This is a genomic window from Pseudaquabacterium rugosum, assembly GCF_038066575.1.
GTDB lineage: Bacteria > Pseudomonadota > Gammaproteobacteria > Burkholderiales > Burkholderiaceae_C > Pseudaquabacterium > Pseudaquabacterium rugosum.
This window is the reverse complement of record NZ_JBBUTF010000015.1, coordinates 50032-65111: the sequence shown is the minus strand read 5'-3', so window position 1 is coordinate 65111 and position 15080 is coordinate 50032. Positions and strand designations below refer to the sequence as shown.

General features: G+C 72.8%; 13 protein-coding genes. 6 read left to right on the top strand and 7 right to left on the bottom strand.

From position 1 onward, the window contains the following. Positions 1-89 precede the first annotated feature (89 nt). A complete protein-coding gene (locus AACH11_RS16450) occupies positions 90-1595 on the top strand; it encodes a DEAD/DEAH box helicase (protein ID WP_341375339.1) in 1506 nt (501 codons plus the stop codon). Position 1596: 1 nt separating this feature from the next. Here the strand turns inward: AACH11_RS16450 and AACH11_RS16445 are convergent, their stop codons facing one another. The 6 genes from AACH11_RS16445 to AACH11_RS16420 form a co-directional block, all read right to left on the bottom strand. Next, positions 1597-1926, bottom strand: coding sequence for a thioredoxin family protein (locus AACH11_RS16445; protein ID WP_341375338.1), 330 nt, complete (start codon positions 1924-1926; stop codon positions 1597-1599). A gap of 91 nt (positions 1927-2017) precedes the next feature. After that, positions 2018-2845 (bottom strand): amino acid ABC transporter ATP-binding protein, encoded by an 828-nt coding sequence (locus tag AACH11_RS16440; protein ID WP_341375337.1) that lies wholly within the window; start codon positions 2843-2845, stop codon positions 2018-2020. Further along, positions 2845-3798 carry an amino acid ABC transporter permease gene (locus AACH11_RS16435; protein WP_341375336.1) on the bottom strand — a complete coding sequence of 318 codons (954 nt, stop codon included), beginning with the start codon at positions 3796-3798 and terminating at the stop codon, positions 2845-2847. The genes AACH11_RS16440 and AACH11_RS16435 overlap by 1 nt, the downstream gene beginning before the upstream one ends. Then, entirely contained in the window at positions 3795-4694 is a 900-nt protein-coding gene (locus tag AACH11_RS16430; RefSeq protein WP_341375335.1) for an ABC transporter substrate-binding protein, read from the bottom strand. Before AACH11_RS16430 ends, AACH11_RS16435 begins: the two co-directional genes overlap by 4 nt. A gap of 41 nt (positions 4695-4735) precedes the next feature. After that, on the bottom strand, positions 4736-5527 hold the full coding sequence (locus AACH11_RS16425; protein ID WP_341375334.1) for a deaminated glutathione amidase: 792 nt from the start codon (positions 5525-5527) through the stop codon (positions 4736-4738). 66 nt (positions 5528-5593) lie between these two features. Then, positions 5594-6541: a substrate-binding domain-containing protein gene (locus AACH11_RS16420; protein ID WP_341375333.1), complete on the bottom strand. Its 948-nt coding sequence runs from the start codon at positions 6539-6541 to the stop codon at positions 5594-5596. Between the two features lie 106 nt (positions 6542-6647). Here AACH11_RS16420 and AACH11_RS16415 point away from each other — a divergent pair, with 106 nt between their 5' ends. From AACH11_RS16415 to AACH11_RS16405, 3 genes are all read left to right on the top strand, one after another. Beyond that, positions 6648-7982, top strand: a complete 1335-nt coding sequence (locus tag AACH11_RS16415; RefSeq protein ID WP_341375332.1) for an aminotransferase-like domain-containing protein — start codon at positions 6648-6650, stop codon at positions 7980-7982. Between the two features lie 32 nt (positions 7983-8014). Next, positions 8015-8554 (top strand): YgjP-like metallopeptidase domain-containing protein, encoded by a 540-nt coding sequence (locus tag AACH11_RS16410; RefSeq protein ID WP_341375331.1) that lies wholly within the window; start codon positions 8015-8017, stop codon positions 8552-8554. 596 nt (positions 8555-9150) lie between these two features. Further along, the gene (locus AACH11_RS16405) at positions 9151-10272 is read left to right on the top strand and encodes a sulfotransferase family protein (protein WP_341375330.1); all 1122 of its coding nucleotides are present in this window, start codon (positions 9151-9153) and stop codon (positions 10270-10272) included. 11 nt (positions 10273-10283) lie between these two features. Here the strand turns inward: AACH11_RS16405 and yghU are convergent, their stop codons facing one another. Next, entirely contained in the window at positions 10284-11147 is an 864-nt protein-coding gene (gene yghU / locus AACH11_RS16400; RefSeq protein ID WP_341375329.1) for a glutathione-dependent disulfide-bond oxidoreductase, read from the bottom strand. Positions 11148-11312: 165 nt separating this feature from the next. On the opposite strand from yghU, the gene AACH11_RS16395 reads away from it, so the two are divergent. Together AACH11_RS16395 and zwf are read left to right on the top strand one after the other, a co-directional pair. Beyond that, positions 11313-13328, top strand: coding sequence for a hypothetical protein (locus AACH11_RS16395; RefSeq protein WP_341375328.1), 2016 nt, complete (start codon positions 11313-11315; stop codon positions 13326-13328). Between the two features lie 180 nt (positions 13329-13508). Next, positions 13509-14972 (top strand): glucose-6-phosphate dehydrogenase, encoded by a 1464-nt coding sequence (gene zwf, locus AACH11_RS16390; RefSeq protein WP_341375327.1) that lies wholly within the window; start codon positions 13509-13511, stop codon positions 14970-14972. Positions 14973-15080 lie beyond the last annotated feature (108 nt).

The following is a 15080-nucleotide window of genomic DNA, read 5'->3' as shown; positions in this document are numbered from 1 at the left end:
CGCCGCCTACACTGCGCGACCCGCCACCCGGCCTGCCCGACCGACCGCCTTGCGCGGCGCCGCGGCGCCATCGCACGCCCGCCCGCACCATGTCCTTCGCCGAACTGGGCCTCCAGCCCGCCCTCGCCCGCGCCGCCTCCGCCGAGGGCTGGGCCACGCCCACGCCGGCCCAGCAGGCCGCCATCCCCGCCCTGCTGGCCGGCCGCGATCTGCTGCTGCAGTCGCGCACCGGCTCGGGCAAGACCGCCGCCTATGCGCTGCCACTGCTGCAGCAGTGGCTGGAGGGCACGCCCCGCGCCCCGCGCCCGACGCGCGGCCTGGTGCTGGTGCCCACGCGCGAGCTGGCACTGCAGGTGGCCGAGCTGCTGCGCGGCCTGGCCCATGCGCTGCCCGGCCTGGCCAAGGTGGCGCTGGCCTTCGGTGGCGTGTCGATCAACCCGCAGCTGATGGGCCTGCGCGGTGGCGCCGACATCATGGTGGCCACGCCCGGCCGCCTGCTCGACATCGTGCGCCACAACGGCCTGCGGCTCGACGACGTGGCCACCCTCGTGCTCGACGAGGCCGACCGCCTGCTGGACCTGGGCTTCGCCGACGAGCTGCAGCAGGTGCTGGCGCTGCTGCCCGCACGCCGCCAGACCGCGCTGTGCTCGGCCACCTTCCCGGACAGCGTGCAGCGCCTGGCCGAGGGCCTGCTGCGCGATCCGGTCGAGGTGCGCCTGAGCGCCGCCCAGACCCGGCCCGACATCCGCCAACGCGCGATCTGCGTGGACACCGCCCGCCGCACCGCCCTGCTGCGCCAGCTGCTGGCCGAGCATGCGACCCAGGCCGGCGAGCACGGCGACCAGCGGGCGCTCGTCTTCGTCGCCAGCCAGCACGGCGCCGAGCACGTGGCCGACAAACTCAGGCGCCACGGCCTGTCCGCCGAGGCCTTCCATGGCGGCCGCAGCCAGGGCGCCCGCACCGATCTGCTCGACGCCTTCAAGGACGGTGACATCCGCGTGCTGCTGGCCACCGACATGGCCGCCCGCGGCCTGCACATCGACGCCCTGCCCCTGGTCGTCAACTACGACCTGCCCCGCGCCGCCGAGGACTACGTGCACCGCATCGGCCGCACCGGCCGCGCCGGTGGCCACGGCGACGCCATCAGCTTCATCACGCCCGAGACCGAAGGCCATTTCCGCCTGATCGAGAAGCGGCAGGGCCTGCGCGTGACGCGCGAGACGGTGGCGGGCTTCGAGCCGGTGGCCGCCGCACCGCAGGCATCGGCCACCCCGGTGGCGCTGGGCGGCGCGGACCCGAGCGCCGAGGCGGCGGACGCAGCGCTCGAGCCGACGGCGGAGGCGGCGACAGCCCACGCCGAGCCCGCACGCACCGGCCACGGCACCGGCCTGGACCCGATGGGCGGCGTCAAGGGCAAGCGGCCGAGCAAGAAGGACAAGGCGCGCGCCGAGGCGGCCTCCGCATCGGCCGCCGCGGACGGCGCCGGTGGGCGCAGCGCCGCCGGCGGGGCACGCCGGGCTCCGGAAGCGTCGGCCCGGCCCCGCGCGCCGGGCACCCCGGGCCTGCCGCCGCTCCGCCGGCCGCGCGGGCGCTGAATCAGCCCGCCAGGGCCAGCAGCTCGGCCACCGGCGCCGCCTCGACCGGCCGCACCCGGCGGCCCACCTCGACCCCGTCACGCAGCAGCACCAGCGTCGGCCACAGCTTGACGCGGAAGGAGCGGCCCAGCGCGCGCCCCGGACCGTCCTCGATCCTGAGGTGGCGCAGCGCGGGCGCCGCGGCCAGCGCCTGCGCGATCGGCGCCTGGGCCGCACGGCAGTGGCCGCACCAGTCGGTGCCGAACTCCAGCAGCACGGTGCCGACCAGGCGGTCGACCTCCTCGCGTGAAGGGGCCTCGATCGGGGGCAGGTAGGGGGCGGGAGCGCTCATGCGCGGATTGTGCGGTCCGTGCGGCGGACCGCACACCGGCCATGTCCGCAGACCCTGTCCGCAGATCCCGTCCGCGGCTTCCCGATGCCCGTCAGGCCGCGTGGCCGATGAAGCGCGACAGGAAGGCCTGGGTGCGCGGATGACGCGGCCGGCCCAGCACCTCGTCGGGCGGGCCGCTCTCGACCACCACGCCGCCGTCCATGAAGACCACGCGGTCGGCCGCCTCGCGGGCGAAGCCGATCTCGTGGGTGACGACGATCATGGTCAGACCCTGGTCGGCCAGCGCGCGCATGGTGGCCAGCACCTCACCGACCAGTTCAGGGTCCAGCGCCGAGGTCGGCTCGTCGAACAGGATCAGCTCGGGCTCGATGGCCAGTGCGCGGGCGATCGCCACCCGCTGTTGCTGGCCGCCGGACAGCTGCGCGGGAAAGGCGTCGGCCTTGTCGCGCAGACCCACCCGCTCCAGCAGCGCGAGGCCCTGGCGCCGCGCCTGCTCCCGCGGCACGCCGTGCACGCCGACCGGCGCCTCGATCACGTTCTCCAGCGCCGTCATGTGCGGGTAGAGGTTGAACTGCTGGAACACCATGCCGACGCGGCGGCGCTGGCGCGCCAGCTCACGCCCGGACACGCGCAGCAGCCGCTCGCCGTGCAGCGCGTAGCCGATCTGCTCGCCACCGACCTGGATGTGGCCGCGGTCCATGGTCTCCAGGTGGTTGATGCAGCGCAGGAAGGTGGACTTGCCCGAGCCCGAGGGCCCGAGGATGACGACCACCTCGCCGGCGCGCACCTCCAGATCGATGCCGCGCAGCACGTGCTGGGCGCCGAAGTGCTTGTGCACGTCCACCGCCTGCACCAGCGGGGCAGCCGTGGCGGCCGGGGCGATCGGCGCGCGCGGCGCCAGGGCTTCAGCAATGGCCATCAGACACTCTCCTGCAGGTTCAGCCGTGCGGCACGGGCCTGGCGGCGACGGGCCCACCAGCCGGCCGGCGCACTCTCGCGGTGGACGCCGCGGGCATAGTGGCGCTCGATGCCGCTCTGCACGACATAGAGCACCGTGGTGATGGCCAGATACCAGATCACCGCCACCATCAGCAGCGGCACGACCTGGAAGGTGGCGTTGTAGATGTTCTGCACCGCATGCAGCAGATCGCCCATCGCGATCACGCTGACCATCGAGGTGGCCTTGACCATGCTGATCAGCTGGTTGCCGGTCGGCGGCACGATGGCCCGCATCGCCTGCGGGATCACGATGCGCCGCAGCGCACGGCCGCGCGTCATGCCGAAGGCCTGGGCCGTCTCCATCTGCCGCGGATCGACCGCCAGCAGGCCGCCGCGGATGATCTCGGCCATGTAGGCGGCCTCGTTGAGGGCCAGGCCGCAGATCGCCGCCGTCAGCGGCGTGATCAGGTCGTTGGTCTTCCAGCGGGCCAGCTCGGGGCCGAAGGGCAGGCCGACGGCCACCTCGGGAAACAGCGTCGACAGGTTGTACCAGAACAGCAGCTGCACCAGCAGCGGCGTGCCGCGGAACACGCCGACGTAGAGGCTGGCCAGCGCCGCCGGCAGCGCGCGGCCCGACAGCCGCGCCATCGCCAGCGCCAGGCCGATGGCCGTGCCGATGACCATCGCCACGACCGTCAGGCCGAGCGTCATCGACAGCCCGCGCAGCACCGTGCCGTCGGTCAGGTAACGCGCGACCACCGGCCACTCGAACTGCGGGTTGCCGGCCAGCACCACGACCAGCTGCAGGCCGCCGATGACCAGCGCCGCGTCGATCAGCAGACGCAGGACATCAGGTGGCGTGCGCGCGTGGCGGACGTCGCGCAGCGCCGGCTCGGCACCCGCACCGGGGCCACGGTCGATGCCGGCGCTCACTTGCCCACCACCATGTTCGACAGGTTGACGCCCGGCGCCTTGAGCATGTTGCCCTGCAGGCCCCACTTCTTCATGATGGCCGCGTAGCTGCCGTTGTCGAACAGCTTCTCGTAGGCCTCCAGCAGCACGCCGGTCAGCGCCGAGCCCTTGGGCGTGATCGAGCCCTGGTAGAGGTCACCGAAGCCGTTCTTCTTGCCGGTGCCGGCCAGCTCCAGCGCACCGCCGGACTGCGCGACGAAGTAGGTCAGCGGCGCCTGCGACGAGAAGAAGGCATCGGCCCGGCCCGAGCGCACGGCCAGTGTCGAGGTCGGCTGGTCCTGGTAGGACTGCACCTCCAGCGCCGGCTTGCCGGCCTCCTTGCAGATCTCGGCCTGGCGCTTGATCACCTTCTCGGCCGAGCCGGCGGCCATCACCGCGATGCGCTTGCCGCAGGTGTCGTCCAGGCCGTTGATCGCCTTGGGATTGCCCTTGGTCACCGCGAAGACGACGTACTCCTGCACGAAGTCGACGAAGTCGTTGTGCGCCTGGCGGTCCGGGAAATCGCCGTGCGGGCCGATCGCGAACTGGTAGCGACCGCCCTTGATGCCCATCAGGATGGCCGCCAGGCCGTTGACCGTGGCGTGCTCGATGCGGATGCCCAGCATCTCGCCCAGCGCCTTGGTCAGGTCGACGCTGGCGCCGATCGCGCTGTGCGTGCCGGTGACGATCTCGTAGGGCGGAAACGAGCCGTTGTTGACGGCCGTCATCACGCCCGCCGACAGGATCTCCGGCGGCAGCCGGGCCCTCAGTTTGGCGTCCACGGTCTGGACGGGGATCTTCACGTCGACGGCTTGGGCCTGCACCACGGTGGTGAAGGCGGACAGCAGGGTACAGGCCAGCAGGGTGCGGATGGTCACGGTCAACTCCAGGGTCGGACGACAGCCAGCAAGAACCGGTCTCAGGCGAGTTCGGGGCGGGCGAAGCGGCGGTTGGCGAGTGCAGGCAGCAGGGCACGGGCGCGGTCCATGCGGGCGCGGTCGAGTTCGGCCAGCACCAGCGCGGGCGCCTCGGCCGCCGCGGCGACGGCCACGCCGAAGGGATCGACGACGCGGCTGGCGCCGATGTTGCGCTCGCCGCATTCGCCGACGGCCACCATCCAGCAGGTGTTTTCCAGCGCCCGGGCGGTGGTCAGCACCTCCCAGTGCATCTCCTTGAGCGGGCCCTTGACCCAGGCCGACGGCAGCACCAGCACCTCGGCACCGTCATCGGCCAGGCGGCGCGCCAGCTCGGGGAAGCGCACGTCGTAGCAGGTCATCAGGCCGACCTTCCAGCCGGCCACCTCGACCAGCGGCGGCACCTCGCCGCCCGGCACCACGTTGGTCGATTCCTTCATCGTGAAGGCGTCGTACAGGTGCAGCTTGCGGTACTGGGCGACGATGGCACCGTCGCGCACCGCCACCAGGATGTTCCAGACCTTGCCGTCGTCGGTGGCCGGCACGTGCACCGTCATCATCGTGGTCAGCGCATGGCCGGTGCTGGCCTCCAGCACCTGGCGCATGAAGGGGCCGTCCAGCGGCTGGGCGGCGCGGCGCACCAGATCGGGGTCGGCGATGTCGCGCGCCAGGATGCCTTCGGGCAGCACCAGCAGATCGGCACCGGCCGCGCGGGCACGGGTCATCAGGTCAAGGCAGGTGTCGAGGTTGTGCGTCCACTCGCGGTGGACGGCGAACTGGCCCATGGCCACTTGCATGTCGTGCTCCTTGTCGGGGGGTGGGGACCGCCGCGGGCGCCGGGTGCGCCGCGGCTGCGTTGGACGTCAGTCGAACAGCAGGCCGGCGTGGCCGCGTTCAGGGGTCAGGCCCTGGGCATGCAGCTCCAGGCAGAAGTCGTCGAGCATCGCGCGGTTGGCCTGCCAGCCGCTGCGGCTCCAGGTGGCGGGCAGATCGCGCTCCATGTGTCCGATCTCCTCCAGGATCCAGGGCGTGGTGTCCGCGTACTTGGCCCGTTTGGCCAGCCAGACACGGGTGGATTCGTCGATCAGGCGCGTCACTTCCTCGACGACGCCGGGGATGCGGCCCACCACCTCGGGCTTCAGGCCGATCAGGTGGATGCCGGGCACGTAGCCGGTGTCGTTGAAGTAGGCCCGTTCGGCCGCGCGCACGTCGGGCAGCAGCGGGCGCAGCGCCGCATCCGGCGCGAAGAAGCCCGGCGGCATGAAGGGCGTGAACACCGCATCCAGATCGCCGGCCAGCAGCGCGTCGACCAGCGGCACCTCGCCCGGCAGGGCCTCGATGCGACCCGGGCGGCCGAAGCCGTTGAGGCGGTCGATCACCGGATGATCCGCCGCCAGGCGGCCGACGAACCAGCGGGCGTCCTCGGTGCCGATGCCCTCGCGGCGCAGCAGCGCGCGGGTCCAGGTGTTGCCCGAGTCCTGCCAGCCGGTCATGCCGATGCGCTGGCCGGCCAGCGCGGCCAGGCTGTGCAGCGGGCTGTCGCGGCGCGTGATGATGCAGCGGTGGCGGAAGGCCCGCATGATGAACTGCGGCACCCCCACCAGTTCGCGCTCACCGCGCAGGCAGGACTGGGTGAAGCGCGACAGCGACATCTCGCCGCCGTCGTACTGCGGGTGGCGGGCCAGGCCGTCGACCAGGGCATTGACCCGGTGCAGCCTCAGGTCCAGCGTCGGCGAACGCACGTCGCCGAGCAGCAGCGGGGTGATGAAGTCCCAGTCGCGCACGGCCAGGTCGAGTCTTGGAGCGGTCATGTCCTCGTCTTCCCCGGCCCTCGGGATGACGGGCCGATGAAGGCCAATGTAAATGTCCAAAAATGTCCATACAATGTTTAATTCGTGCTTGAACATTGTTGGATGCATGCCCCGGAAACTGACAAGCGCGCACCTCGCCAGTGCACTTCAAGGCGTGCCGTCGCGCGAGCTGGCCCTGAAGATGACGGCGCTGATCCGCGCCGGCACCATCCCCGTGGGCACCGGCCTGCCGCCGCTGCGCGACCTGGCCGATGCGCTGGGCATCAGCCCGTCCACGCTGTCGTCGGCCTGGTCCGAACTGCGCCGTCAGCACCTGATCGCCGGTCGCGGACGCCAGGGCATGTGGGTGTGCGACGACAAGCCCTCACAGCGCCCGGCGCGCTTCGCCAACGTCGGCAACTTCGGTCGCATGATCGTGACCGACCTGACCTATGCGGCGCCCGATCCCGCGCTGCTGCCGGATCTGGCGCCCGCGCTCGCCCAGGGCATGCGCACGCCCGAGCTCAACAGCTACCGGCGCAGCCCGATCACCCCGGCGCTGGAGGCCGCCGCACGCCGCCACTGGCCGGGTGAGCCCGAGGCCTTCATGGCGACCAACGGCGGTTTCGAGGCCATCCACCTGACGCTGCAGGCCCTGCTGCCGCCCGGCGCCACGGTGGCGATCGAGGACCCGACCACCGCGCGCCTGCTCGACATCGTCGAGCAGCTCGGCTTCAAGCCGCTGCCCGTGACCTGCGACGCCGAAGGGCCCGAGCCCCAGGCCTTGAGCCAGGCCCTGCTGCAGCGCCCCGCGGCCGTGCTGTTCCAGCCGCGCACCCACGCGGTGACCAGCCACTGCATCACCCCGCGCCGGCGCCGGGCCCTGGCCCAGGTGCTGGCCGGCAGCGACGGCTGGGTGATCGAGGACGACGGCATCGGTGCGGCCTCCGCCACGCAGGCCTGGAGCCTGGCGCAGGACCTGCCCGGCCGCGTGATCCACATCCGCTCGCTGTCCAAATCGCACGGGCCCGACCTGCGGCTGGCGATCCTGGCCGGCGCGGGCGACGTGGTACGCCGCATCCAGGACGTGCGCAGCTTCACGTCGGGCTGGACCAGCCGTGTGCTGCAGGATGCCGCCGCCTGGATGCTGGACGACCCCGCGACCGGCCACCGCATCGCCGAGGCCTGCGCACGGCACAACGCGCGCCGGCAGGCGCTGATGCGCCGGCTGAGCGAGCGCGGCATCGAGGTGCGGGGCGACGACGGCCTGTCGGTCTGGATCCCCGTGCCGTCCGAACAGTACGCGGTGGTGACGATGGCCGTGCGCGGCTGGGCCGTGTTCCCGGGCGCACGCTTCGGCATCGGCCCCACCTCGCACATCCGCGTGGCCACGTCCACGCTGCGTGACAGCGACATGGACGCGCTGGCCGAGGCCATCGACATCAGCCGCCAGCCGCTCTGACCCTCCGCCGCCGCCCTGACCGCCCTCGCCCCATGTCCCGCACCCCGAACTACCTCGCCGGCTATCCGCCCTCCCTGCTGGCCCAGGTCCAGCCCCTGATCGACGACGGCTCGCTCGGCGAGCGGCTGGCCCGCCGCTATCCCGAGGCCCACACCGTGCGCAGCGACGGCGCGCTCTACGAGCACGTGCAGGCGCTCAAGGCGCGCCACATGCGCTCGTCGCCGCCGCTGGCCAAGGTGGCCTACGACAGCGCGCTGCAGCGCATCCACCAGGCGCTGGGCACCCACACCACGGCCGCCCGGGTGCAGGGCGGCCAGCTCAAGGCCAAGCGCGAGATCCGCGTGGCCGCGGTGTTCAAGGAGGCGCCGGCCGCCTTCCTGCAGATGATCGTCGTGCACGAGCTGGCCCATCTGAAGGAGCGCGCGCACGACAAGGCCTTCTACGCGCTGTGCTGCCACATGGCGCCGGACTACCATCAGCTGGAGTTCGACTTCCGGCTCTGGATGACGCTGCGCGAGCGTCCGGCGTCCGCGGCGCTGTCGGGTCAGGCCAGCGGCCCGCTCAGCCCCTGAGCCCGCGCACGCGCATAGCACAGAAGCGCAGCACCTGATCCAGTGAACAGCGGCAGGACAGGGCCGCTGTTCGGTGCCTCATTTTCAGGCATTCCAAGGGAAAGCCCCGCCTGACAAGGACTTGGGCGACTCCGTCACGGATTGTTCACATGCTTGCCCACGTCAGCCGGGGACAAGACCCGCCTGTGGACAACCCTGTGGGCCCGGTGTGCGGCCCCGGTGCAGCACGCACCCGGCCGTGGAAGTGGCGGGGAAAGCTGCCTCTTTTCCGGGCATTCCAAAGAAAGTCACGGACTGACAAGGGCTTGGCGGATCCAGTCACGGACCGGTCACAGTGTTGTCCACCTCGACCGGGGACAAGCCCGGCTGTGGACAAGGCTGGGGACAGCGCTGGCACAAGCCGCCCGGCGCACGGGGCGGCTGCGGTGGACAAGGGCGGCGCCGGCCGAGTTGTCCACGTCCGCGGGAGGTCAGGCGGGCCATCCACAGGGGCGTCCCCGGCCGGTCCTGGCGATCCGGGTGCCACCGGGCTCGGCAACCGAACTTCACGCCCGACCGCGGCAGCCGGCAAACCGCCGCCGTCACAGTCCGACGCCATGCCGATCGCCGACCCGTCCCCCGTCCTGCGCCTGAGCGGCCGCAACCCGCCGCACGCCTTCGTCGCACCGTCGCCCGCAGCGCCCGCCGGCCCGCCGCCGGCGCGGGTCCACGGTACGGCCACGGGCCCGACCGACGGCCGGCTGCGCCGCGTGTTCATGGTCGGCTGCCCGCGTTCGGGCACCACCGTGGTCCAGGCGGCGCTGAGCGCCCACGCCGGGCTGCTGACGCTGCCGGAGACGCACTTCTTCGCCCACCTGCTGGGCGGCTTCGACGCCTGGCTGGACGACGACATGGACGCCTGCCGCGCCGGCTGGCGCAAGCGCCTGGGCCTGTACTGGCGCCCGGCGCTGCACCGACGCATCGCCGAGGAGATGCAGGGCATCGGCCATCCGCTGGGCGCCGGCTACCGCTGGCGCGCGGGCTGGACCGGCCGTGCCAGCGTGCGCCGCTTCGTGGCCGGGCTCGACGAGGGCGCGCGCCGCACCGGCCGCCACGGCTGGCTGGAGAAGTCGCCCGACCACATCGCCCAGGTCGAGGCCATCCAGGCGCTGTGCCCGGATGCGCGCTTCATCCACGTGCTGCGCCATGGCGAGGACGTCGTCGCCTCGGCGATCGAAGGCGAGGCCCGCCATGCACGCGAGCGGGCCTTCAGCGGCGGCATCGGCCACTGGGTGCGCCGCTGGAACCGCGCCGCCGCCGCCCACCTGGACGCCGCCGGCCGGCCGGGCCACCTGGTGGTGCTGCTGGAGGACCTGATCGCGCAGCCCGAGCGCGAGATCGCCCGCCTGTGCGCCTTCCTCGACCTGCCGGCCCCGGTCGACGCCGGCCGCTGGGAGAGCCCCGGCCACGTCGCGGATCTGCAGCGTCATCCCTGGCAGACCGGTGCGCTGGCCCAGGGCTTCCAGACGCCGCAGCGCAAGTTCGAGGCCCTGTTCGGTCCGCAGATGCAGAGCTGGATCCGCAGCCATCTGGCCGACTACCCGCTGCTGCGCGAGACCCTGGCCCAGCGCCAACAGGCGCTGATCGCAGCGCTGGACGGCGACACCGGCGCGGTGGCGGCCGCACGCGGCGCGGCCTGTGCGGGCTGCCCGCACGCGGGCACGGCGCGGACGGGCTGAGACCCGCGGCGTCAGCCCGCCGCAGGCGGCGTGTCCAGATCCGCGGCCGCATGGCGCTCGGCCAGCTGCTGTGCGGGATCACCGGTCACCTTGTTGACGCGGCGGCCACGCTGCACGGCCGGCCGTTCGGCGATGGCATCGGCCCAACGCCGGACATGCGGATAGTCCTGCACCGACAGGAACTCGCCTGCACCGTACAGCAGACCCTGCACCAGCTGGCCGTACCAGGGCCAGATCGCGATGTCGGCCACGCTGTAGGCCTCGCCGGCCACGTGGCGGCGGTCGGCCAGCAGCGTGTCGAGCACGTGCAGCTGGCGCTTGGTCTCCATCGCGTAGCGGTCGATCGGGTACTCGAACCTGGCCGGCGCGTAGGCATAGAAGTGGCCGAAGCCGCCGCCGACGAAAGGGGCGCTGCCCATCTGCCAGAACAGCCAGCTCAGCACCTCGGCGCGCTGCGCCGGCTCGGTCGGCAGCAGCGGGCTGGCGAACTTCTCGGCGAGATACATCAGGATCGCGCCCGACTCGAAGACGCGCACCGGCTCGGGCCCGCTGCGGTCGACCAGCGCCGGAATCTTGGAGTTGGGATTGATCTCGACGAAACCGCTGCCGAACTGGTCGCCCTGGTTGATGCGGATCAGCCAGGCGTCGTACTCGGCGCCGGCATGGCCCTCGGCCAGCAGTTCCTCCAGCATCACCGTCACCTTGACGCCGTTGGGCGTGGCCAGCGAGTACAGCTGCAGCGGATGCGCGCCGACGGGCAGCGGCTGCTCACGGGTGGCACCGCTGACCGGACGGTTGATGCTGGCGAAAGCGCCGCCGTTGCCGGGGTTCCAGGTCCAGACCTGGGGCGGGGTGTAGTCGGCCGGAAGGTTCATGTCGCGAAGATCTCCGCCGGCCGCGGCCCGTCGGCGCGGCCCATCCGCGCGCTGCGGCCCGGACGCCGGCGCTGCCATGCTAGCGGCAGCCATCAAGGCCCCGCGCCGCGACAGGGCATGGCCTAGACTGCCACGCGACCGTCCACCCCGAAGCCGCCGCCCCCGATGTCCTCCGAACGTTACGGCCTGCACACCCCGCCACAGGCACGCCGGCCGGTGCCCTGGTATGCGCCGGCCGGCCTGCGCGGCATCGCGCAGCAGCAGCTGTGGTCGCTCAAGCTGCTGCAGCATCTGGACCGGCGCGAGACCTTCCAGACGCCGATGGCGGCCACCGATCTGCGCGGCCTGGCCGATGCGGACGGCGACTTCTGGTTCGACTTCCTGGCCGACACCGGTGACGGCGGCTGTGCGACCTATGCCGTGGCGCGCGGCGTGCTGACACCGCAGTTGCACGCCCAGGGCGCCCTGCGGCCGCTGCCCGAAGGCCGGCTGCTGCTGCTCGGCGGCGATCTGGCCTATCCGGGTGCCAGCCCCGAGTTCTACCAGGCGCGCCTGGTCGAGCCCTTCGAGCTGGCCCGCGACCGCGGCAGCCGCTATGTCGACACGGCCCGCGGCACGCCGCACGACGCCCCGTTCCAGCCGCACGAGAAGCTGGTGGCCGCGATCCCGCAGAACCACGACTGGTTCGACAGCGCCTCGACCTTCTGCCGCTATTTCGTCCACCACGAGAAGGCGGGGCTGATCGGCGCGCGGGCCCCGCAGTCGCGCACCTATTTCGCGTTCAGCCTGCCGCATGGCTGGCACCTGCTGGGCTTCGACGTCGCGCTCAGCGGCGATCTGGACCGCCTGCAGTTCGAGGCCTTCTGCGCGCTGATCCAGAGCGGCGGCATCCCGCGCGGCGCGCCGCTGATCCTGGTCTACCCCGAACCCTGGTGGACGCGTCCCTTGCACGCACAGCAGCGCAGCGCCTATCCGACACGCATCCAGCGCCTGGAGCACCTGATCGCGCAGGCCGGCCTGTGCGTGCGCCTGCGCCTGGCCGGTGACCTGCACCACTATGTGCGCGAGCGCCTGCACGACGCCCCGCCCTGCGGCCAGAGCAGCGATCTGGTGACCTGCGGCAGCGGCGGCGCCTTCGGCCATGCCACCCACACCCGCGACGTGAGCGAGCCCAAGGTCCTGCAATGGGCCAGCGAGCCGGCGGCCGCCCAGGCCGAGCTGCGCGGCCGGCTGCTGATCGGCCGCGTGGCCGATGCGGCCGCGGCCGATGGCCTGGGTCTGCGCTTCGGTGCCGACCGTGCCGCCGGCAGCAGCAGCCACAGCCACAGCCACAGCCACAGCCACAGCGGCAGCGGCAGCGGCAGCGGCAGCGGCAGCGACGGCCCGGCCGCCGTCTGGCCGGATCCCGCCACCAGCCGCGCCCAGGCCCGCGGCCTGTTCACCGCCTTGCTGCGCCCGCGCGGCGAGTCCTGGCACCGCTCCAACCTGGCCTTCTCGATGCTGATCGGTGCGCTGCTGCTGGTGGGTGCGCTCGGCCTGCTGGGCAGCACGCACGGCGGGCCGGCGGCCTGGCTGCTGGCGCTGCTGCGTTCGCCCTGGGCCCTCGGGGCCCACCTGGGGCTGGCGGTGACCGGCCTCTTCCTGGCCACCGACAACGATCCTGCGCGCGGCTCCCGGCGTGAACAGGTGGCCGGCGCCCTGCTGGGCGGTGCGCTGTGGCTGCTGTGTGCGGGCGGCGCCCGGGTGGCCGACGCGCTGCTGCGCGCCACCCGTCCGGTGGCCGGTTGGGCCGATGCCGCGCACGCCCTGCGCGACGGCCAGGCCCTGGAGGCCCTGCTGCAGGGCCCGCGGGCCGCCGGGCTGCTGCTGCTGGGCTGGCTGCTGGCCACCGTGGCCGCCGGCCTGATGCTGGGCGCCGGGCTCTACCTGCTGAGCCGCGTCGCCGGGCTGGCCGTCACCAACGTCAGCAGCCCGCTGTCGCTGCAAGGCCACAAGGGCTTTCTGCGCCTGCGGGTGCATGCCGACGGCGTCGAGGCCTGGATGCTGGGCTGCGACGACGTGCCCACCGCCTGGGAGCCGGTGCCCGGCGCCCGGCCCGAGACCCGCCCCTACTGGCAGCCCGCGGCCGGCCAGCCCCCGCTGCGCTGGCACGTGGTCGATCATTTCGAGATGCGGCGCTGACCGGGAGGCGGCGCTGAACAGGCGCGCCGCTGCCGCGCTCTTCCGGCGATGGCACGCGACAGGCCGGCGCTACAACGGCAGCCTGTCCGTGCGGCGCCACGGCCGCGGAACCGAGGCCGCCGGCCATCGCGCGCGGCACGCCCCACGCTTTCCGCCCGGGCCCTCGCCGGCCCCGCCGCCATGCCCAAGGTCCATCCCGGAGTCGGCCCCCGACACCCACAGGTCGTCGTGCTGTTCGGCGCCACCGGCGATCTCTCCCGCCGCAAGCTGCTGCCCGGGCTCTACCACCTGGCCAGCGCCGGCTTCCTGCCCGACTGCCGCATCGTCGGTGTCTCGCTCGACGAGCTGGACCTGGCCGCCTTCCGTGCGCTGGCCCGTCAGGCCCTGGCCGACTTCGCCAGCCGGCCCGTCCTCGATGACGACTGGGAACGCTTCGCCGCCCGGCTCGACTACGTGCCCTTGTCCGGCGGCGCGCCCGCCCTGCGGCACGCGGTCGACACGGCCGAAGCCGCCCTCGGCGAGGAAAGCCGCCGCCTGCACTACCTGAGCGTGCCGCCCAGCGCCGCGCTGCCGGCCGTGCGCCTGCTCGGCGAGGCCGGCCTGGTCGAGCGTTCGCGCATCGTGATGGAGAAGCCCTTCGGCACCGATCTGACCAGCGCCGTGCGCCTGAACCACGAACTGCACCAGGTCTTCGCCGAGGAGCAGATCTTCCGCATCGACCATTTCCTGGGCAAGGAGCCGGCGCAGAACATCCTCGCCTTCCGCTTCGCCAACGGCCTGTTCGAGCCGATCTGGAACCGCAACTTCATCGACCACGTCCAGATCGACGTGCCCGAGACGCTGGGCCTGGGCCAGCGCGCGGCCTTCTACGAGCAGACCGGCGCCTACCGCGACATGGTGGTGACGCACCTGTTCCAGATCCTGGCCTTCATGGCGATGGAGCCGCCCACCTCGCTGGAGCCGGTGCCCATCAGCGAGGAGAAGAACAAGGTCTTCCGCAGCATGCTGCCGGTCAATCCGGAGCACGTGGTGCGCGGCCAGTACCTCGGCTACCGCGAGGAGCCGGGCGTCGACCCCGAGAGCGAGACCGAGACCTTCATCGCGCTGAAGTGCTACATCGACAACTGGCGCTGGGCCGGCGTGCCCTTCTTCCTGCGCACCGGCAAGCGCCTGGCCGAGGGCCAGCGCATCATCTCGATCGCCTTCCGCGAGCCGCCCAAGAGCATGTTTCCGCCCGGCTCGGGCGTTGGCGCGCAGGGGCCCGATCACCTGACCTTCGACCTGGCCGACGCGTCGAAGATGTCGCTGAGCTTCTACGGCAAGCGCCCCGGCCCGGGCATGCGGCTGGACAAGCTCAGCCTGCAGTTCGCGATGCGCGACACCGGCCTGCTGGGCGAGGTGCTGGAGGCCTACGAACGCCTCATCCTGGACGCCATGCGCGGCGACGGCACGCTGTTCACCACCGCCGAGGGCATCGAGCGGCTGTGGCAGGTCTCCACGCCGCTGCTGGAGGCACCGCCGCCGGTGCGGCTCTACCAGGCCGGCTCCTGGGGCCCGAAGTCCATCCACCAGCTGATCGCGCCACACGCCTGGCGGCTGCCCTTCGAGCGCGCCTGGCGGGCGCCGAACGAGCTGGGCGCCTGACGTGGCCTGAGGTGACCTGGAACGGCCGGGGCCGACCGGCGCCGGGCCGCCGCGGCCGCCACCGCGGCCCCGCCGTCCCCGCGCGGAGCACGGCGGCCGGGTCGCTCC

What these genes read in the sequence shown, in the direction of transcription:
- AACH11_RS16450 (WP_341375339.1), top strand. Translation starts at nt 90, where the DNA reads ATGTCCTTCGCCGAACTGGGCCTCCAGCCCGCCCTCGCCCGCGCCGCC.
- AACH11_RS16445 (WP_341375338.1), bottom strand. Translation starts at nt 1,926, where the DNA reads ATGAGCGCTCCCGCCCCCTACCTGCCCCCGATCGAGGCCCCTTCACGC.
- AACH11_RS16440 (WP_341375337.1), bottom strand. Translation starts at nt 2,845, where the DNA reads ATGGCCATTGCTGAAGCCCTGGCGCCGCGCGCGCCGATCGCCCCGGCC.
- AACH11_RS16425 (WP_341375334.1), bottom strand. Translation starts at nt 5,527, where the DNA reads ATGCAAGTGGCCATGGGCCAGTTCGCCGTCCACCGCGAGTGGACGCAC.
- AACH11_RS16420 (WP_341375333.1), bottom strand. Translation starts at nt 6,541, where the DNA reads ATGACCGCTCCAAGACTCGACCTGGCCGTGCGCGACTGGGACTTCATC.
- AACH11_RS16415 (WP_341375332.1), top strand. Translation starts at nt 6,648, where the DNA reads ATGCCCCGGAAACTGACAAGCGCGCACCTCGCCAGTGCACTTCAAGGC.
- AACH11_RS16410 (WP_341375331.1), top strand. Translation starts at nt 8,015, where the DNA reads ATGTCCCGCACCCCGAACTACCTCGCCGGCTATCCGCCCTCCCTGCTG.
- AACH11_RS16405 (WP_341375330.1), top strand. Translation starts at nt 9,151, where the DNA reads ATGCCGATCGCCGACCCGTCCCCCGTCCTGCGCCTGAGCGGCCGCAAC.
- yghU (WP_341375329.1), bottom strand. Translation starts at nt 11,147, where the DNA reads ATGAACCTTCCGGCCGACTACACCCCGCCCCAGGTCTGGACCTGGAAC.
- AACH11_RS16395 (WP_341375328.1), top strand. Translation starts at nt 11,313, where the DNA reads ATGTCCTCCGAACGTTACGGCCTGCACACCCCGCCACAGGCACGCCGG.
- zwf (WP_341375327.1), top strand. Translation starts at nt 13,509, where the DNA reads ATGCCCAAGGTCCATCCCGGAGTCGGCCCCCGACACCCACAGGTCGTC.